The sequence below is a fragment of the Leucobacter sp. gxy201 genome (assembly GCF_051043335.1).
Taxonomy (GTDB): Bacteria; Actinomycetota; Actinomycetes; order Actinomycetales; family Microbacteriaceae; genus Leucobacter.
Window position 1 is genome coordinate 54,536 of sequence record NZ_JAMXWS010000004.1, and the last position, 16,973, is coordinate 71,508.

The window sequence follows — 16,973 nt, forward strand, 5'->3', positions numbered from 1 at the left end:
ATCGTATTTATTCGAACTTTAGAAGGAGGAGGTTTCTAAAGTCAAGTTATTCAAGCGTTAGAATGGGGGCATGACGACGACACGAGGGGTGACCGCGGTCGGAGCACTGGCCGATCCGATTCGGCGGAGCCTGTACGAGTACATCGCCGGGCGTCACGCACCCGTCACCCGCGATGAGGCCGCGGACGCGGTGCAGATCTCGCCCTCGAAAGCGAAGTTCCACCTCGACCGTCTCGAGAAGGAGGGGCTGCTCGAGGTCGAGCTGCGGCGTCTGAGCGGGCGCACCGGACCGGGGGCAGGGCGCCCGTCGAAGCTGTACCGCCGATCCGCCGAAGAGCTGCGGGTATCGCTGCCCGAGCGGCGCTACGACGTGGTCGGCGCCGTGCTCGCCGCCGCCGTCGAACAGGCCGCGGCGGGCGGCGACCTCGGTGCTCGGATCGACGAATCGGCGTACGCCCGCGGCGCCGCCGATGCGGCGGGAGCCGGGCGTACGCCGGACGGGACGGTGTCGGAGGTCGCGTCGCCCGATGGATCGCTCGCCGCCGCCGAACAGGTGCTCGCCCGCCTCGGCTACGAGCCCGAGGTGCAGGGCCGCGAATTGGTGCTGCACAACTGCCCCTTCGACGCGCTCGCCGACGAGCACCGCAGCCTCGTCTGCTCGATGAACCAGCGGTACGTGCAGGGCGTGCTCGACTCGGTCGGCGCGGACGGACTGCGATCGTGCCTCGCACCCTCGCCCGGCTACTGCTGCGTCGTCGCCCGCCCGACGCCTCCCGATCACGAGCACGATGACGGCCACGATGACGAGCGGTGAGCGGGCCGGCATCGCCTGGGGCTTCGCATGCGTCGCCCTCGGCGGCCTCGTCGCAGCGGTGACCGGACCGCTCGAGCTGGAGAAGGGCAGCTGGCTCGCCGCCTATCTCGTGCTCGTCGCGGGCCTCGCCCAGATCGTGCTCGCGGGGCAGCGCCAGTACTTCGACGCCGTCGCCGCGGGCACGACCGGCTTCCACCTGCGCGTCACGCTGTGGGCCGGCGGCAGCCTGCTCGTCATGGCGGGCTCGCTCGCGCACGCCCCGTTCGTAGTCGATGCCGGGGGAGCGGCCCTCGTCGTCGCGCTCGCCGCTGCACTGTGGAACGTGCGGAGCGCCAGTCGCCGCGGCCTCGCCCTGCTCGCGGGCGCGTTCTACGCCGTGCTGCTCGTGAGCATCCCCGTCGGGCTCGTGCTCGCGCACCTGCGCGCGTAGCGACCGCCGCCAGGCCGTATCACCGCCCCGGCCGGCCGTTCTCACCCCCGCTCGCGCCGAAATTTCGGCCGAGGCCCGTATTTCGGAGCCGGACGGGGCATTCCATCCGAAATACTGGTGTGAGCCGAAAGAAGGGCCGCATGCGGCGCCCGAAGGGAACACCACGATGACGAATGCGGCCGCGCAGCCCGAAGCCGTACTCGCGACCCGCGACCTCAGCAAGGAGTACGGGCCGGTGCGCGTCGTCTCGGGGCTCTCACTCGAGATCCATGCCGGGCGCATCCACGCCCTGCTCGGCGAGAACGGCGCAGGCAAATCCACCGTCATCAAGATGCTGTCGGGCCAGATCGCCCCGAGCGAGGGTTCGCTCCGCGTCGACGGCGAGGCGCGCGCGCCGCGATCCGTCCGTGAAGCGCAGGCCCTCGGCATCGTCGCGCTGCCCCAGGAGCTCACCCTCGTGCCCACGCTCGCGGCCGCCGAGAACATCTATCTCGGGATGCGGCGGCACGGATCGCGCGGGCTCGTGAACCGGCGCCGCCTCGACCGTGATGCGGCCGCCGAACTGCAGCGCCTCGGGCAGAGCATCCCCCTCGACGTGCCCGTCGGCGAGCTCTCGGCTGTGCAGCAGACCATGATCGCGCTCGCCCGGGCCCTCGCCCGCGACGCACGCGTGCTCATCCTCGACGAGCCCACGGCAGCCCTCACCGACACCGAGACCGAGCAGCTCTTCGCGGTGCTGCGCGCCCTGCGCGACCGGGGCACCGCCATCGTCTACGTCTCACACCGGCTCGAGGAGGTGTTCGCGCTCGCCGACACCGTGACGGTGATGCGCGGCGGCGCCCACGTCTGGACCAAGCCGGTCGCCGAGACCGGCGCCGATGACGCGGTCTCGGCGATGATCGGGCGCGAGCACGGGCAGGTCTTCCCGCCGCGCGCCGTCGAGGCCGGCGAAGCGCTGCTCGAGGTTCGGAGCCTGAGCGGACATACTCTGAACGATGTCGATCTGACGGTGCACCGCGGCCGCGTGCTCGGCGTCGCGGGGCTCGCGGGGTCGGGTCGCAGCGAACTGCTGAAGCTCATCGCGGGCGCCGAGCGGGCGCGTGCGGGTCGCGTGGTGCTCGACGGCGTCGACGTCACCTCGTACTCGATCGGGCGCAGCATGGACGCGGGCATCGCGCTCGTGCCCGAGGAGCGGCGCAGCCAGGGGCTCGTCATGACCGACTCGATCGAAGCGAACATCGCGCTCGCGAACCTCGGAGCGCTGAGCGCGCTCGGCCTCATGAGCCGCAGACGCGAGCGCGTCGCCGCCGAACTCCGGGTCGGCGAGCTGCAGATCCGGGCGACCTCCGTGCGCCAGCCCGTCGCCGAGCTCTCGGGCGGGAACCAGCAGAAGGTCGTGCTCGCCAAGTATCTCGAGCGCGCCCCGCGCGTGCTGCTGCTCGACGAACCCACGCGCGGCATCGACATCGGTACCAAAGCCGAGATCTACCAGCTGATCCGCGGCCTCGCAGGCCAGGGCGTCGCGGTGGTCGTGGTCTCGAGCGAGATCCCCGAACTGATCGGCCTCGCCGACGAGATCGCCGTGCTGCACGAGGGCGTCCTCACCGGCGTCGTCGCCGCGAGCGAATCCACCGAAGAATCCATCCTCCGCCTCTGCTACAGGAAGCCCGAATGACGCCCACGACCACCCCGACCGCCGCCGGGGCCGCGCGCCGCAGGGCGCTGCTGCCCGCCCGACTCGCCTCGTACGGCACGCTGCTCGGCCTCATCGGCCTCATCGCGTTGTTCGCGGCCCTGAAGCCCCAGGTCTTCCTCACCCCGCTCAACTTCACCAACATCCTCGAGCAGCTCGCCATCCTCGCGATGATCGCGATCGTGCAGACCGTCGTCATGGTCGTCGGAGACTTCGACCTCTCGGTCGGCACGCTCGCGAGCCTCGTCGGCGTGATCACCGCCCAGCTGCTCGTCGGCGGCGTCGACCCCGTCGCCGCCGTGCTCGTCGGTCTCGCGGCGGGCCTCGTCGCGGGCGCGATCAACGGATTCCTCGTCGCCTACCTCGGGCTCTCCGCCTTCATCGCGACGCTGGCCACGATGACCTCGTTCGCGGGCCTCGCGCTCTTCCTCTCCGACGGCACCACGGTGTTCGGTCTGCCCGATGCGTTCGTCTGGCTCGGTCAGGGGCGCCTCGGGCCGATCCCCGTGCCGGTGATCATCGCCGTGGTGCTCGCGCTCGTCATCTGGTTCGTGCTCGCGAAGACCGTGATCGGACGCAGCTGGTACGCGGTCGGCGGCAACGCCGAGGCGGCACGGCTCTCGGGCGTGAAGACGCGGTTCGTGCGCTTCTCGGCGTTCCTCGTTTCGGGCCTCGGTTCGGCCCTCGCCGGCATCGTGCTCACCGCGCGCCTCGCCTCGGGCCACCCGTCGGCCGCCGACCCGTTCATGCTCTCGTCGATCGCGGCCGTCTTCCTCGGCATCACCCTGTCGCGCGCGGGGCAGCCGACCGTCGGCGGTACCGCCGTCGGCCTCGGTATCGTCGGCGTGCTGAGCAACGGCCTGAACATCATGCAGGTGAACAGCTACGTGCAGCAGATCCTCACCGGCCTCATCATCGTGCTCGCGGTCAGCCTCAGCCGGCTGAGCCGGAAGCGGCGGTGACGCCGTGCTGATCGCGGGCCTCGACTTCGGCACTTCGGGCGTGAAGCTCGTGGCGGTCGACGGCGCCGGCGCAATCGTCGCCCGCGCCCAGGCCGACTACGGCACGACGACCGGCCCGGCCGGCGAATCGGAGCAGCGGCCCGAGGACTGGTGGGCGGCCGCCCGGGCGGTCGTCGCAGAGAGCGGCTGCGCCGGGCGCATCGACGCGCTCGGCCTGACGGGGCAGATGCAGGATCTGATCCCGGTCGCCGCAGCGCGGTCGCTGCGCCCCGCGCTGCTCTACTCGGACACCCGTGCAGGCGAACAGCACGCACGTCTGCGGGCGCAGCTGCCCGACTGGGAGGCCGCCACCGGCAACCAGCAGGACGTCACGAACGTCGCCGCGAAGATCGCGTGGCTCGCCGAGCACGAGCCCGGCACGCTCGAGAACGCGGAGCACCTGCTGTTCGGAGCCCCCGGCTACATCGCGTGGCGCGCCACGGGTCTCGCCGCCTGCGACGTCACCACCGCATCGACGACCGGCCTGCTCGACACGGCCGAGCGGCGCTGGTCGGGCGACGTCGTCGCCGCGGCCGGCGCGCGCGCCGAGCAGTTGCCGGCTCTCGTCGGCGCCGCCGCGGACGCTGCGACTCCCGAGGCGCCCATCGGCGGGCTGCGGCCCGACGCCGCCGCCGAGCTCGGCCTCCGCACCGGCATCCCCGTGGTGCTCGCGATGGGAGACGCCGGGGCGACCACCGACGGCCTCGTCGGGTCGGCGCCGGGCGACGCCTACCTCTACCTCGGCACGACCGGCTGGCTCGCCGGGGTCACCCCGGCACCGCGCGACGGGGGCGGCGAACCTTCGCCCATCCATTCGCTCGTCTTGCCCGGTTGGCAGACCCGGCTGCGCATCGGCGCCGTGCAGTCGGCGGGGTCGACGGCCGACTGGGCGCGCCGCGCCTTCCTGCCCGGCCTCGGTTTCGCGGAGGTCGAAGCGCGGGTCGCCGAGCGCGTCGCCGACCCGGCCGCGGTCGCCGTGCGCCCGCTCTGCCTGCCCGGTCTATCGGGCGAGCGCACCCCGGTGCGCGATGGCGACTTCCGCGGCGCCTTCGTCGGCGTCCACGAACGCACCGGGCCGATGGACTTCTATCTCGGCGCCCTCACCGGGGTCGCGATGGGCCTGCGGCACGCGGCCGACGCGATGGGCATCGACCAGAGCCGCATCCCCCTCGTCGGCGGCGCCGCGGCGAGCCCGGCCTGGCGTCGCATTCTCGCGGACGTGTTCGACGCGACCATCGTGACCGGCGCGGCCGGGGCCGACGACCCGGCGGCGCACTCCGCCGTGCGCGCGGCCGCCGGCGCCCTGGGGGTCGCCCGCCCGGCCCCGCTCTTCGCCTTCGGGCGGCAGGCGCTCGGCCGGAACGCATCGAAGGCGGCGGCCACCACCGAGACGGAGCCGGGCCCCGCCCGGCGCCTGTACGCCGAAACCCTCGCGACGCATCGCGCACTGTACGATGCACTCGCACCCGCATTCCACCGAAAGGCTAGACAATGAAGTTGACCAGGACATTCGCCGCGATCGGCCTCGCCGCCGCCGCGAGCCTCGCCCTGACCTCCTGCGCCTCGTCCGATGCGGCGGCGCCCGCCGCGGGCGACGGCGACGCACTGAACATCGCGGTCGTGACGCCGTACCTCGGCAACGCGTCGACGAAGGAGGTGATCGACCTCTTCACCGAGGAGGGCGAGCAGCGCGGTTGGAATGTCAGCGTCGAAGACACCGCCGGCGACATGAACCAGCTGAACAGCGCCTTCCAGAACGCCGCCGCGCAGCAGCCCGACGCGATCGTGCTCGGCATGGGCGACCCGACTCAGATCTCGCTCGGACTGAAGGCGGCGGCCGACGCCGGCGTGCCCGTCTTCGCGATCGACGCCGGCGAAGCCGACGGCATCGCGGTCAACGTCACGAGCGACAACCTCGACCTCGGCGAGCAGAGCGCGAACGCGCTGATCGACGCGATGGGCGGCGACGGCTCCATCGTCATGCTGACCCATGACCCGCACCCGGGCGTGAAGGCCCGCGCCGAGGGCGCCCGCAAGGTGTTCGAAGAGGCCGGCATTGACGTCATCGAGGAGAAGCACGTGGACGTGCCCGGCCCCGTCGACGACGCCCGCAAGTCGGTGCAGGATCTCATCGCGGCGCAGGGCGATCGGCTGAACGGCATCTGGGGCGGCTGGGACGAGCCCGCGCTCGGCGCCGTGCAGGCGCTCGATGCGGCCGGCGTCGCCGAGGTCCCGGTCGTCGGCGTCGACGGGCAGGAATTCGCGATTGCCGAGATCGAGAAGGGCGGCCCCTTCGCCGCCACCGTCAAGCAGGATTGGCCCGGCATCGCCGCGAAGGTCGCCGAGCTCATCCAGGCGCAGGTCGTCGACGGCGAGAAGCCTGCCGAAACCCGGGTCGAGCTGCCGGGCACTCTCGTCACGAAGCAGTAGCTGCGGCGCGATCCCTGTCGACCGATCGCATCTCGACAGGGATCGCCCGCCGTTGACTTCGCGCACCCGCCCGGCCATGATCGAGGCATGGATGACGAAGTCAGGCTGACCAGCGACCTGGCACGGGCGGCGCGTGCATTCACGAAGGTCTCGAAGCAGATGATCGCCGACGAAGCCGGGCTCGCACGGGCGAAGGTGCGCGATTTCGAGCGCGGGGTGATCGACCTCGACGACCGCGAGAAGGCCGAACTGCGGCGCGCCCTCGAGGTCTACGGCGCCCTCTTCATCCCGGAGGACGACACCGCCGGGTACGGAGTACGCAGGCGCCACCCCCGCGAGAAGCTCATGCGCCTGAATACCTGGGAAGGCGAGGGCGGCAGCGCCTGAAACGGCCCGTGCCGAGCCCCGCACCACCGTGAGTGGTTTTGTGCGTTCTTGTGCGGAAGGTCCGCCGGCTCGTACGATGGGCGCATGGTGACCACCGATCTCGGCCCCGAACGGCGCGAACGCATCGTGCAGCGCGTGCGAGATCGGGGCACCGTGCGCATCAGCGCGCTCGCCGCCGAACTCGAAGTCTCGCTGATGACTGTGCGCCGGGACATCGCGACCCTCGCAGAAGAGGGGCGGCTCGAACGCATCCACGGCGGCGCCCGCCTGCGCGGCGGCCATGTCGCCGACGAGCCCCTGCCGAGCGTGAAGGGCCTCCTGAGCCCGACTGCGAAGCGCGCGATCGCGCGGCTCGCCGCCGATCAGATCCAACCGGGCGAGGTCATCGGCATCGGCTCGGGCACCACCACGCTCATCTTCGCCGAATACGTCGCGCGCACCCCCGGCCTCACGGTCGCCACCAACTCGGTGCCGGTCGCGCAGCGTCTGTGGGAGCTCGGCAGTGCCCGCGTGATCCTGACGGGCGGAGAGGCGACGCCCTCCCAGGCGCTCGCCGGGCCGATCGCGATCCAGTCGCTGCAGCCGCTGCACTTCGACACGGTCGTGCTCGGCACGCACGGCTTCGACCTCGAGGCCGGTTGCACCACGCCCAATTTGCTCGAGGCGCAGATGAACGAGGCGCTGCTCGCCCGTGCGCGCCGCAGCGTCGTGCTCGCCGACGCCGAGAAGTGGGGTGTCGTCGCGCTCACCACGTTCGCCGGGCTCGCCGACCTCGACGTGCTGGTGAGCGACAGCGGCCTGTCGCAGCACGCCCGCACGGCGCTCGCCGATGCCGAAGTCGGGCTGCTGGTCGCCGAGATCGGCGATTGACGCACGCTCCCGCGCGGTGAAATCGCAGCAAGATAACAATTCCGAACAAAAACAACAGGAATGCCACGCGCCTGTGGCACAATTCGAGAGCAAGCACCCATCTGCCCTGAGGTCGGGTGCAGTTTTTCAAAGGAGAGAAGATGCTCACTCGCAAGAAGAAGCTGGGCGTGGGCCTGGCGATGCTCGCCGTGACGGCCCTCGTCGGCTGCTCGGGCGGCGGTGCCGCCGACGGCGGCAGCGGCGATTCCGCGAAGGATGTCGAGGTGTTCACCTGGTGGGCCCAGGGCTCCGAGAAGGCCGGGCTCGAAGCGCTCGAAGGCGTCTTCGCCGAGCAGCACCCCGACTTCACCTTCGTCAACGGCTCGGTCGCGGGCGGCGCGGGCTCGGCGGCGAAAGATCTGCTGCAGAGCCGCCTCCAGACCAACAACCCGCCGGACTCGTTCCAGGCGCACGCCGGTGAAGAGCTCGCCGACTACATCGAGGCCGGGCAGCTCGAAGACGTCTCGGCGCTGTACGACGAGTACGGCCTGAACGACGCCTTCCCGAGCGACCTCGTCGACCTGCTCACGGTCGACGGCAAGATCTACTCGGTGCCCTCGAACATCCACCGTTCGAACGTCGTCTGGGCGAACAACGAGGTGCTCGAGGCCGCCGGCATCGACCCCTCGACCCCGCCCGCCGACTTCGACGCCTGGATCGCCGACCTCGACAAGGTCGCCGCAGCAGGCCAGACCCCGCTCTCGGTCGCGCAGACCTGGACCCAGGTCAACCTGCTCGAGACCGTGCTCATGTCGAGCCTCGGAGCCGAGGCCTACACCGGCCTCTTCGACGGCACGACCGACTGGTCGGGCCCCGAGGTGACGGGCGCGCTCGAGAACTTCGAGAAGCTCATGAGCTACACCAACGACGACCGCGACGGGCTCGACTGGCCCGAGGCCACCCAGATGGTCATCGACGGTCAGGCCGCCTACAACGTGATGGGCGACTGGGCGGTAGCCGCCTTCCAGCAGGCCGACAAGAAGGACGGTGAAGACTTCACCTACTTCGAGGTGCCCGCCGACAACGGCAACACCGATAAGATCTTCGGCTTCCTCGCCGACTCGTTCACGCTCCCCGTGGGCGCGAAGAACCCCGACGGCGCGAAGGCCTGGCTGAACACCATCAGCTCGGTCGAGGGCCAGGAGGCCTTCAACCTGGCGAAGGGTTCGATCCCCGCCCGAGTCGACACCGACAACTCGAAGTTCCCGGCCTACCAGCAGACCGCACTCCAGTCGTTCGCCGAGGACAAGATCGCCCCGTCGATCGCGCACGGCGCCGCGACGCCGATCGCCTGGCTGAACGCGATCTCCGACGCGACCAGCCAGTACACCGCGGGCGCGACCGACCTGGCCGGCTACCAGACGGCGCTCGCCGAGGCCGCCGACCAGTACGTCAAATAACCCGAGTCACCCGACGGCCGGCCCCGCCCACGCAGCGGGGCCGGTCGGCGGTTCGAAGGAACTCCATGCGCAAATACGCGGCACCGCTCCTGATGGTCGCCCCCTCGCTCATCCTGGTGGGCGTGTTCGTCTACGTGCTCATCGGGCAGAACTTCTGGACCTCGCTCACCGATAACCACACTGCAGCGCAGGCGAACGGCGTGCAGCCCTCGAACTTCGTGGGCTTCGACAACTACGTCGAGCTGCTCACCGACCAGGCGTTCCAGCACTCGCTGATCAACCTCCTGCTCTTCACCGTCGTCTTCATCGCCGGCGCGATGATCGTCGGCTTCATCTGGGCCTGGATCCTCGAACGGCCGATCAAGGGCGGCGGCATCTTCCAGACCGTCTACCTCTTCCCGATGGCCGTCTCGTTCGTGGCCTCCGGCGTCGTGTGGCGCTGGCTGCTCAACGCCAACCAGGGCGACAAGGCCAGCGGCCTGAACCGGCTCTTCCAGATGGTCGGCCTCGATTTCCTGCAGAATCCGTGGTGGAACAACGTCACCTTCGGCATCATGGCGATCGCGCTGCCCGCGGTCTGGCAGCTCTCCGGCTATGTCATGGCGCTCTTCCTCGCCGGCTTCCGCGGGGTGCCCGAAGAGCTGCGCGAAGCGGCCCGCGTCGACGGCGCGACCGAGTGGCAGGTCTACCGCCACGTCATCTTCCCCGAACTCACTCCGGTCGTGATGAGCGCGCTCGTCATCATCGGGCACATGTCGCTGAAGTCGTTCGACCTGATCATGTCGATCTCGAACCCGTCGAACTACCAGACGAAGATCCCTGCCGTCGATATGTTCGTGTTCAAGTCGAGCTTCGACTACGCGAACGCGGCAGCGGTCGGCATGATCCTGCTCGTCATCGTGGCGGTGCTCATCGTGCCCTATCTCATCCAGCAGCACCGGGAGCGCAAGTCATGAGCACCACGACCCTCATCGCGACCGGCGGCACCGTCGTCACGCCCGTCGGCGCGAACCGTCAGAAGACCGGGCTCGCGCGCACCGTCCGCTATGTGCTGCTGCTCGCCGGCGCCGTCTTCGTCTTCATCCCCGTCTACGTGCTCGTCATCACCAGCTTCAAGGGCATCGGCGATGCGACCGCCGAGAACGCATGGTTCCTGCCCGCGTCGTGGACGCTCGAGAACTGGAAGGAAGCGTTCACGGCGCTCGCTCCGTCGCTCGGCCGCACGCTCGCGATGGTCATCCCGTCGACGCTCATCTCCGCCGTGCTCGGCTGCCTCAACGGCTTCGTGCTGTCGCGCTGGCGCTTCCCTGGCGCCGACATCGTCTTCACCCTGATCCTGTTCGGCATGTTCCTGCCCTACCAGGCCGTCATCATCCCGCTCGTCAACATGATGATCGGGCTGAGCGTGCCGAGCGGCATCCCCGCGCTGATCATTCTGCACATCGTCTACGGTCTGCCGATCACGACTCTGATCTTCCGCAACTACTTCGAGAGCGTGCCGATCGAGCTCATGGAGGCGGCGAAGGTCGACGGAGCGGGCATGCTGCGCACCTTCTGGTCGGTCGCGCTGCCGATCGCCATCCCGGGCTTCGTCGTCGTGATCATCTGGCAGTTCACGGCCGCGTGGAACGACTTCCTCTTCGCGGTGTTCTTCTCGGCGCCGGTGAACGGCCCGGTCACCCTCGCCCTGAACAACCTCGCGAACGGCGCGCTGCTCACGAACTACGGCATCTCGATGGCGGGCGCGCTGCTCGCTTCGCTGCCGACCGTGGTCGTGTACGTGATCCTCTCGAAGTACTTCATCGCGGGGCTCATGTCGGGCTCGGTCAAGGGGTAGGGTCTTTCGGCCGACTTCTCGCCGCGAATGCGGGAATTCGTGCGCAATGATCGACTGATTCTGCACGTATCCCCGCATTCGCGTGGCGGAGCCGGACGAGGCGGGGCGCGGGCGCAGCGCGCGGTGCTAGCGGGCGCGCGGCGGGGCGGTCGATGACCGCTGCACGAGCTCCGGCAGCGTCGCGGGCAGCGCGCCGACCGGGCCGCCCTCGATCTGCGCGATGAGCCGCAGCGCCGCAGCACGGCCGAGGTCTTCGAAGGGCTGACGCACCGTCGTGAGCGCCGGGGTCGCATATGCCCCGAGCGGGATCCCGTCGACGGACACCACCGACACGTCCTCGGGGACGCGCCGCCCGGCCTCGTGGAGCGCGCGCAGCACGCCGAAGGCCATCTCGTCGCTCGACACGTACACCGCGGTCGCTTCGGGGATGCCCGCGAGGATGCGGCCCGCGCGGTACCCCGACTCGGGCGTCCAATCTCCAGGGATCGCCTCCGGCGGCACGATACCGCGTGCCTCGAGCGACTCCCGCCACGACGCCCGACGCACTTCGGTCTCGACCCAGTACTCGTCGCCCGAGACGTGCCAGACATTGGCGTGGCCGAGGTCGAGCAGGTGGTCGACCGCGAGGCGCGAGATGAGTGCCTGGTCGACGGCGAAGGGGGAGCGAGGGTCGAGCGCGGCGCGATCGCTGCGCACCGTCGGGGTGCGGTGCGTGCGCAGGCGCATCTCGGGGCTGTCGAGATCGATCGGCACGGCCAGCACGATGCCCTCGGCGCCCTGCCGTTCGAGTCGGTCGAAGGCCTGCAGAAACGCATCGATCGAGGCGTGCTCGGCGACCGCTGCGGTCGTGACCGTATAACCGAGCCCGGCGGCGGTCTGCTCGACGCCGACCCCGAGCGCGCTGAGCGAGTACCGGTCGTTCGAGACGATCATCACGCCGAGCAGCCGAGTGCGCCCCGATGCGAGCGACGCCGCCACCGCCTGCACGCGGTACCCGAGCTGCTCGATCGCCGCCTGCACGCGCGCCGCCGTGTCGGGGCGTACGCTGCTCTGCCCCGATACGACGCGCGATACGGTCTGAGTCGAGACGCCGGCGAGCCGCGCGACATCCGCCTGATTCGCCGGCCGGTGGTGCTGCGGGCCGCGCGGGCTCACCGTGCGCTCCGCGGGAGCACTCGTGCCGGGCGAGGGTTCGGCGACGCGCCGGCCGTCATGACCGGCCCGCTCCTGCTCTCGGTGCCACCGCGAAGACGTCGGGCCGAAGCCAGCCGGCCTCGTCGAACGCGCGCAGCACGTGCTGCTGCACCCGCTCGGCGTCGGCGACGTCGATGAGGGCGATCGCGGCGCCGCCGAACCCGCCGCCGGTCATGCGTGCGCCGAGCGCGCCGGCGGCGATCGAGGCGTCGACCGCGAGGTCGAGCTCGGGCACCGAGATCTCGAAGTCGTCGCGCAGCGACTCGTGCGAGGCGGTCAGCAGCGGGCCGATGGCGCGGGCGCCCTCGCGCTCGAGCGTCGCGATGGTGCGCAGCACGCGATCGTTCTCGGTGACGATGTGGCGCACGCGGCGGAACGTCTCGCCGTCGAGCAGCGCTGCGGCGCTCTCCAGACCCGAGAGGTCGAGCTCGCGCAGCGAGGGGAGGCCGAGCGCGTGGGCGCCGCGCTCGCACGATGCGCGGCGGTCGCGGTAGCCCCCGCTGGCATGCGCGTGCCGCACCCGGGTATCGATGACGAGCAGCTCGAGGTTCGCCTCCGCGAAATGCAGCGGCACGAGCTCGGTCGAGAGGTCTCGGCTGTCGATCAGCACCGCATGGTCGGGTTCGCCCAGCAGCGAGGCGATCTGGTCCATGATGCCGGTCGGGGCGCCGACGGCCTCGTTCTCGGCGCGACGGCCGACGCGGGCGAGCGCCCTGCGGTCGGCGCCGATGCCCCACAGTTCGTCGAGCGCCGTCGCCGTCGCGCACTCGAGCGCGGCCGATGACGACAGGCCGGCGCCGAGGGGTACTTCCGAGGCGAAGAGGAGGTCGTAGCCGCCGAGAGACGCGCCCGGGGCGGCGCCCGTCGAGGCGATCTCGGCGAGCGCCCAGGCGACGCCGAGCGGGTAGGCCGCCCACTCGGGCACCCGCGAGGCGTCGCGGTCGGGGAAGAGATCCGCGAGCTCGTCGATGCGGGCTTCGACCGCGTCGTGGCCCGCGCCCTCGTGCGGGCCGCCGTCTCCGTCTCCGTCTCCGTCGAACGCCGTGGAGGCCACGCGCAATACGCCGTCATCGCGCGGTGCGAGAGCGGCGTACGTGCGCTGGCCGATAGCGAACGGGAGCGCGAAGCCGTCGTTGTAGTCGGTGTGCTCGCCGATGAGATTCACGCGGCCCGGGGCCGACCAGACCCCGACCGGGGCGCGCCCGAAGCGCGCTTCGCAGGCGGCCGCGATGCCGGCGTGCGCGCTTTCCGCAGGGGGCGTCCCGTGCGCGTGCGGCTCGGCCCGCACCGCCTGATCCCTGGCGCTCATCGTGCGCCCCGGTGGAGTCGGCCGTCGCCGTTCGCCGGCGCGAATTCGGGCACCGGTGTCGCTTCGAACGCCTCGCGCAGCCGGGCGGCCCCCTGCTCGGGCGAGACGTCGCCGACCCACGCGCCCATCGCAGCCTCGGAGCCGGCGAGGAACTTCAGCTTGTCGCGGCTGCGGCGGGGCGACGTCAGCTCGAGCCGCAGGCGAATGCTCTCGCGGCCGACGCGCACCGGAGCCTGATGCCACGCGGCGATGTAGGGGGTCGGGGTGTCGTAGACCGCATCGACCGCCCGCAGCAGGCGCAGGTAGAGGGGGGCGAGCTCGTCGCGCTCCGCCGCCGTGGTCTCGGCGAGATCGGCGACGTGGCGGTGCGGCATGAGATGCACTTCGAGCGGCCAGCGCGCCGCGAAGGGCACGAAGGCGCTCCAATGCTCGCCTGCGAAGACGATCCGATCCGACCTCTGCTCGTGCGCGAGGATGCGCGCGAAGAGGTCGTCGCCGTGCGCATCGATGCTGCGCAGCAGACCGCGCGTTCGGGGCGTCACGTACGGGTAGCCGTAGATCTGGCCGTGGGGGTGGGGCAGGGTGACGCCGATCTGCTCCCCCCGGTTCTCGAACGGGAACACCTGCTCGATGCCGGGAAGCGCCGAGAGCGCCGCCACCCGCTCGGCCAGCGCTTCGATGACCGTGCGCGCCCGCGTGGGGGTGAGCGACGCGAACGAGCCTTCGTGCTCGGGCGAGAAGCAGATGACCTCGCAGCGGCCGTGCGACGGGTGGGCGATGCCGGCCGCGGGGTCGTCGGGGCCGACGGGGCCGACGGGTGCGATACCGGCGGGGGAGGCGTCGCCGAGCGGCTCGCCGACGGGGGAGCGCAGGGCTCGAGCGTCGGGGTCGGGCAGGCCGGGGCCGAACGCGGGCGACCGGTTCTCGAACACGGCGACGTCGTAGAGCGACGGCACTTCTGACGGGTTCGCGGGCGTCTGAGGGGCCAGCGGGTCGGCCTCCGCCGGCGGTAAGAAGGCGCGGTTCTGGCGGCTCGTCGCGACCGAGATCCAGTCGCCGGTGAGCACGTCGTAGCGCATCTGCGAGGTGTCGGGGCGAGGATCGAGCACGCGCTCGTCGACGCGGCGCTGGGCCGGCAGGTCGGTGTTCGGGTCGTCGAAGTAGAGCAGCTCGCGGCCGTCGGCGAGGTGCGTCGTGCGCTTGACGACCCCCGCCCCGAGAATCCGTGCCGGGGCCGCGGCCGAATCGAGAATGTTCACGTGAACATTCTAGGCATCGACGTGGCCGGAGTCCATGAGGAGCACCGGTCGGGTCCGGCGGCCGCCCGAACTTCGGCTCTCACCCGAACTTCGGAGCGATTCCGGGGTTCCCATCCGAACGACGGGTGAGAGCCGAAGTTCGGGCGAGGGTTGAAGCGCAGGCGCGCGCCGAGACCCGGCCGCCGCGCGACCGGTCGGCGCCTCAGGCCGCGGCGAGCACCGTTTCCTTGCGGAAGCACTCGAGGCTCTGGAAGACCGTGTCGCGCACCGCGTGCCAGTCGGCCTCGAAGTGCGGCAGGCCCGTCGTGCGCAGCCAGCGCCGGCGCAACCCCTCGGTGACCAGCCCGAGCATCGCGATGACGGCGGTCGTGTTCTCGTACTCCCGTTCGACGAGCTCGAGAATCAGGGGGCGCAGCAGCCGCGTGCTGTGGCCCGCCGCGAAATAGTCGTGCAGGGGGTGCGCCGGGTCGGTGAGGGCATGCATCTCGAGGCGGTCGAAGTTGACGCTCTCGAGCCCGCGCTCGGCCGTGATGCGCACGGTGATGTCGGCGAGGTCGCGCAGAGTGGCCCGGGTGCCGAGCGCGTCGATCTCGGCGATCGCGCGCGAATAGGCGCAGGCCTCCTGCTGCGCCCGCTCGGTGAGCACGGCTTCGAGCAGCGTGGTCAGATCGCTGAAGTGGTGCAGCAGACCGGGTGCGCTCATGCCGCACCAGCGCGCGGTCTTCCGCAGACTGAGCCCTTCCGCTCCGCGGGTGGCGATCATCTCGTGGGTACGAGCGATGATCTCCGCGCGGCGGTCATCCGGGGTCAGGCGGCGTACCATGTGTATCGTTCTTCTTCCGATCTGCGATTCTCCGATGGTACCCCAACCTTTGCGCAAGTATAATCCTCGGCCGCGATCTACTCGGGGTCGCGCACGCCCGACGCTTCGACGATGACGACGAGCCCCGCCATGACGGCGGCGGCGGCGAGCACGGCGATCGAGGGCGAGAAGCCGGCGAGCGGAAGCAGCGCGCAGAGGCAGATGAGCAGGCCGCCGACAGGGATCAGCGCTCCGTACGCCCCCGGCAGGCAGCGGCGCAGGATCAGCCCCCAGACCCCCAGCACGAACACCGCGACCGGCACCGTCAGCATCGCGGTGGCGGCGGCTCCCGTGATCTCTGCGCGGCCGGATTCGTGGTCGAGGAGCACCTTGATCCCTGTCGAGAACGCGCCCGCCGCGGCGAACACGGCGTAGTGCCCGTACCCGAAGATCATCGGGCTACGGCGGCTCTGCAGGGCCGAGCTCGCATCGGAGGAGAAGTAGAGCCACCACATGCCGGCCGCGAGCACGAACCCGCTGCCGCCGATGAGCGCGAAGTCGGCGAGGTGCGACGCCTGCTCGAAGACGTTCGCGGCCGCCGTGGTCGAGGCGAGCACCGACTCGCCGAGCACGATGAGGGTGAACGACCCGTAGCGGTCGGCGATGTGCTCGGGGTGCCAGGGCGTCTGCCCCGCGCTCTCGGCGAAGATCGGCACCGAGACCTCGGCGAGCACGAGCGTGCAGAAGACCGGCAGCGCCCACTGCGCCGGCACCAGCGGGTAGCAGACCCACAGCACCTGCACCGCGACGATGCCGCCGGCGAAGCGCAGCGCTGTGCGCCGCAGGCGGGGGTGGCTGCGCGAGGCCCGGATCCACTGGGCGACGAGCGCGAGACGCATGACGACGTAGCCCGCGATGATGATGCGGAAGTCGCCGTCGACCATCGCCGGCGTCGTGCCCACCGCGAGCACGATGACGCCCGCCATCTGGGTGAGCGCGAGCACGCGGTAGAGCCAGTCGTCGGCGTCGAAGGCGCTCGCGAACCAGGTGAAGTTCATCCATGCCCACCACACGGCGAAGAACACCATGAGGTACGAGACGATGCCGGTGCCGACGTGGGCGCTCGACTCGGCCTGGAAGAGCTGGGCCGATGCGAGCGACACCGATACCGCGAAGATGAGGTCGAAGAAGAGCTCGAGGGGGCTCGACGCGCGGAAGATCTCGGTCGGGTCGCGCGGCCGCATCTTGCGCACGCCGAGGCGCCGATGCGTTCCGGGCATGCCGGGCGCCGTCCGATCCGCGTCGCTCATGCGGCACTCCTTCGCGTCTTCCGGGCCCGTGCCCGGGATGGGGAAATCTTACGGCAGAGGTTGCGGGCTGCCGCATCAGCGGCAGGAGCGCCGGGCCCGGCCCGGCCGTGCGAGCTCCATCGGACTTGCGAGCTCGCTCGGACGAAAAGCAGCCGAATGATCCGAACGGGCTCCAGGATCCGAGCGAGCTCACGTCGC

The 16,973-nt window shown here is 70.8% G+C and carries 16 protein-coding genes; 11 read left to right on the forward strand and 5 right to left on the reverse strand.

From position 1 onward, the window contains the following. Positions 1 to 70 precede the first annotated feature (70 nt). The 11 genes from NHL51_RS07540 (at position 71) to NHL51_RS07590 (ending at position 10,901) form a co-directional block, all read left to right on the forward strand. Complete coding sequence (locus NHL51_RS07540; RefSeq protein ID WP_434142842.1) at positions 71 to 814, forward strand: helix-turn-helix transcriptional regulator; 744 nt, start codon at positions 71 to 73, stop codon at positions 812 to 814. Beyond that, complete coding sequence (locus tag NHL51_RS07545) at positions 801 to 1,244, forward strand: hypothetical protein (RefSeq protein WP_434142843.1); 444 nt, start codon at positions 801 to 803, stop codon at positions 1,242 to 1,244. Before NHL51_RS07540 ends, NHL51_RS07545 begins: the two co-directional genes overlap by 14 nt. 166 nt (positions 1,245 to 1,410) lie before the next feature. Continuing rightward, a complete protein-coding gene (locus NHL51_RS07550) occupies positions 1,411 to 2,919 on the forward strand; it encodes a sugar ABC transporter ATP-binding protein (RefSeq protein ID WP_434142844.1) in 1,509 nt (502 codons plus the stop codon). Beyond that, on the forward strand, positions 2,916 to 3,899 hold the full coding sequence (locus tag NHL51_RS07555; protein WP_434142846.1) for an ABC transporter permease: 984 nt from the start codon (positions 2,916 to 2,918) through the stop codon (positions 3,897 to 3,899). The genes NHL51_RS07550 and NHL51_RS07555 overlap by 4 nt, the downstream gene beginning before the upstream one ends. A 4-nt stretch (positions 3,900 to 3,903) precedes the next feature. Next, positions 3,904 to 5,433 carry an FGGY family carbohydrate kinase gene (locus NHL51_RS07560; RefSeq protein ID WP_434142847.1) on the forward strand — a complete coding sequence of 510 codons (1,530 nt, stop codon included), beginning with the start codon at positions 3,904 to 3,906 and terminating at the stop codon, positions 5,431 to 5,433. A 2-nt stretch (positions 5,434 to 5,435) separates the two neighbouring features. Next, positions 5,436 to 6,368 carry a sugar ABC transporter substrate-binding protein gene (locus tag NHL51_RS07565; RefSeq protein WP_434142848.1) on the forward strand — a complete coding sequence of 311 codons (933 nt, stop codon included), beginning with the start codon at positions 5,436 to 5,438 and terminating at the stop codon, positions 6,366 to 6,368. Between the two features lie 87 nt (positions 6,369 to 6,455). Further along, on the forward strand, positions 6,456 to 6,755 hold the full coding sequence (locus tag NHL51_RS07570; RefSeq protein WP_434142850.1) for an XRE family transcriptional regulator: 300 nt from the start codon (positions 6,456 to 6,458) through the stop codon (positions 6,753 to 6,755). A gap of 84 nt (positions 6,756 to 6,839) precedes the next feature. Beyond that, on the forward strand, positions 6,840 to 7,625 hold the full coding sequence (locus NHL51_RS07575; protein ID WP_434142852.1) for a DeoR/GlpR family DNA-binding transcription regulator: 786 nt from the start codon (positions 6,840 to 6,842) through the stop codon (positions 7,623 to 7,625). Positions 7,626 to 7,765: 140 nt separating this feature from the next. Next, positions 7,766 to 9,064 carry an ABC transporter substrate-binding protein gene (locus tag NHL51_RS07580; RefSeq protein WP_434142854.1) on the forward strand — a complete coding sequence of 433 codons (1,299 nt, stop codon included), beginning with the start codon at positions 7,766 to 7,768 and terminating at the stop codon, positions 9,062 to 9,064. A gap of 65 nt (positions 9,065 to 9,129) precedes the next feature. Further along, on the forward strand, positions 9,130 to 10,020 hold the full coding sequence (locus tag NHL51_RS07585; RefSeq protein WP_434142855.1) for a carbohydrate ABC transporter permease: 891 nt from the start codon (positions 9,130 to 9,132) through the stop codon (positions 10,018 to 10,020). After that, positions 10,017 to 10,901 carry a carbohydrate ABC transporter permease gene (locus tag NHL51_RS07590; protein ID WP_434142857.1) on the forward strand — a complete coding sequence of 295 codons (885 nt, stop codon included), beginning with the start codon at positions 10,017 to 10,019 and terminating at the stop codon, positions 10,899 to 10,901. Before NHL51_RS07585 ends, NHL51_RS07590 begins: the two co-directional genes overlap by 4 nt. Before the next feature lie 126 nt (positions 10,902 to 11,027). Here the strand turns inward: NHL51_RS07590 and NHL51_RS07595 are convergent, their stop codons facing one another. From NHL51_RS07595 to NHL51_RS07615, 5 genes are all read right to left on the reverse strand, one after another. After that, entirely contained in the window at positions 11,028 to 12,056 is a 1,029-nt protein-coding gene (locus NHL51_RS07595; RefSeq protein ID WP_434142859.1) for a LacI family DNA-binding transcriptional regulator, read from the reverse strand. Between the two features lie 55 nt (positions 12,057 to 12,111). After that, entirely contained in the window at positions 12,112 to 13,404 is a 1,293-nt protein-coding gene (galK, locus tag NHL51_RS07600; protein ID WP_434142861.1) for a galactokinase, read from the reverse strand. Further along, positions 13,401 to 14,663, reverse strand: a complete 1,263-nt coding sequence (galT, locus tag NHL51_RS07605; RefSeq protein ID WP_434142863.1) for a galactose-1-phosphate uridylyltransferase — start codon at positions 14,661 to 14,663, stop codon at positions 13,401 to 13,403. The genes galK and galT overlap by 4 nt, the downstream gene beginning before the upstream one ends. A gap of 202 nt (positions 14,664 to 14,865) precedes the next feature. Beyond that, positions 14,866 to 15,486 carry a TetR/AcrR family transcriptional regulator gene (locus NHL51_RS07610; RefSeq protein WP_434142865.1) on the reverse strand — a complete coding sequence of 207 codons (621 nt, stop codon included), beginning with the start codon at positions 15,484 to 15,486 and terminating at the stop codon, positions 14,866 to 14,868. A gap of 77 nt (positions 15,487 to 15,563) precedes the next feature. After that, a complete protein-coding gene (locus tag NHL51_RS07615) occupies positions 15,564 to 16,775 on the reverse strand; it encodes a low temperature requirement protein A (protein WP_434142867.1) in 1,212 nt (403 codons plus the stop codon). Between the last annotated feature and the right edge of the window lie 198 nt (positions 16,776 to 16,973).

What these genes read in the sequence shown, in the direction of transcription:
- NHL51_RS07540 (WP_434142842.1), top strand. Translation starts at nt 71, where the DNA reads ATGACGACGACACGAGGGGTGACCGCGGTCGGAGCACTGGCCGATCCG.
- NHL51_RS07545 (WP_434142843.1), top strand. Translation starts at nt 801, where the DNA reads ATGACGAGCGGTGAGCGGGCCGGCATCGCCTGGGGCTTCGCATGCGTC.
- NHL51_RS07550 (WP_434142844.1), top strand. Translation starts at nt 1,411, where the DNA reads ATGACGAATGCGGCCGCGCAGCCCGAAGCCGTACTCGCGACCCGCGAC.
- NHL51_RS07555 (WP_434142846.1), top strand. Translation starts at nt 2,916, where the DNA reads ATGACGCCCACGACCACCCCGACCGCCGCCGGGGCCGCGCGCCGCAGG.
- NHL51_RS07570 (WP_434142850.1), top strand. Translation starts at nt 6,456, where the DNA reads ATGGATGACGAAGTCAGGCTGACCAGCGACCTGGCACGGGCGGCGCGT.
- NHL51_RS07575 (WP_434142852.1), top strand. Translation starts at nt 6,840, where the DNA reads ATGGTGACCACCGATCTCGGCCCCGAACGGCGCGAACGCATCGTGCAG.
- NHL51_RS07580 (WP_434142854.1), top strand. Translation starts at nt 7,766, where the DNA reads ATGCTCACTCGCAAGAAGAAGCTGGGCGTGGGCCTGGCGATGCTCGCC.
- NHL51_RS07585 (WP_434142855.1), top strand. Translation starts at nt 9,130, where the DNA reads ATGCGCAAATACGCGGCACCGCTCCTGATGGTCGCCCCCTCGCTCATC.
- NHL51_RS07590 (WP_434142857.1), top strand. Translation starts at nt 10,017, where the DNA reads ATGAGCACCACGACCCTCATCGCGACCGGCGGCACCGTCGTCACGCCC.
- galK (WP_434142861.1), bottom strand. Translation starts at nt 13,404, where the DNA reads ATGAGCGCCAGGGATCAGGCGGTGCGGGCCGAGCCGCACGCGCACGGG.
- NHL51_RS07610 (WP_434142865.1), bottom strand. Translation starts at nt 15,486, where the DNA reads ATGGTACGCCGCCTGACCCCGGATGACCGCCGCGCGGAGATCATCGCT.
- NHL51_RS07615 (WP_434142867.1), bottom strand. Translation starts at nt 16,775, where the DNA reads ATGAGCGACGCGGATCGGACGGCGCCCGGCATGCCCGGAACGCATCGG.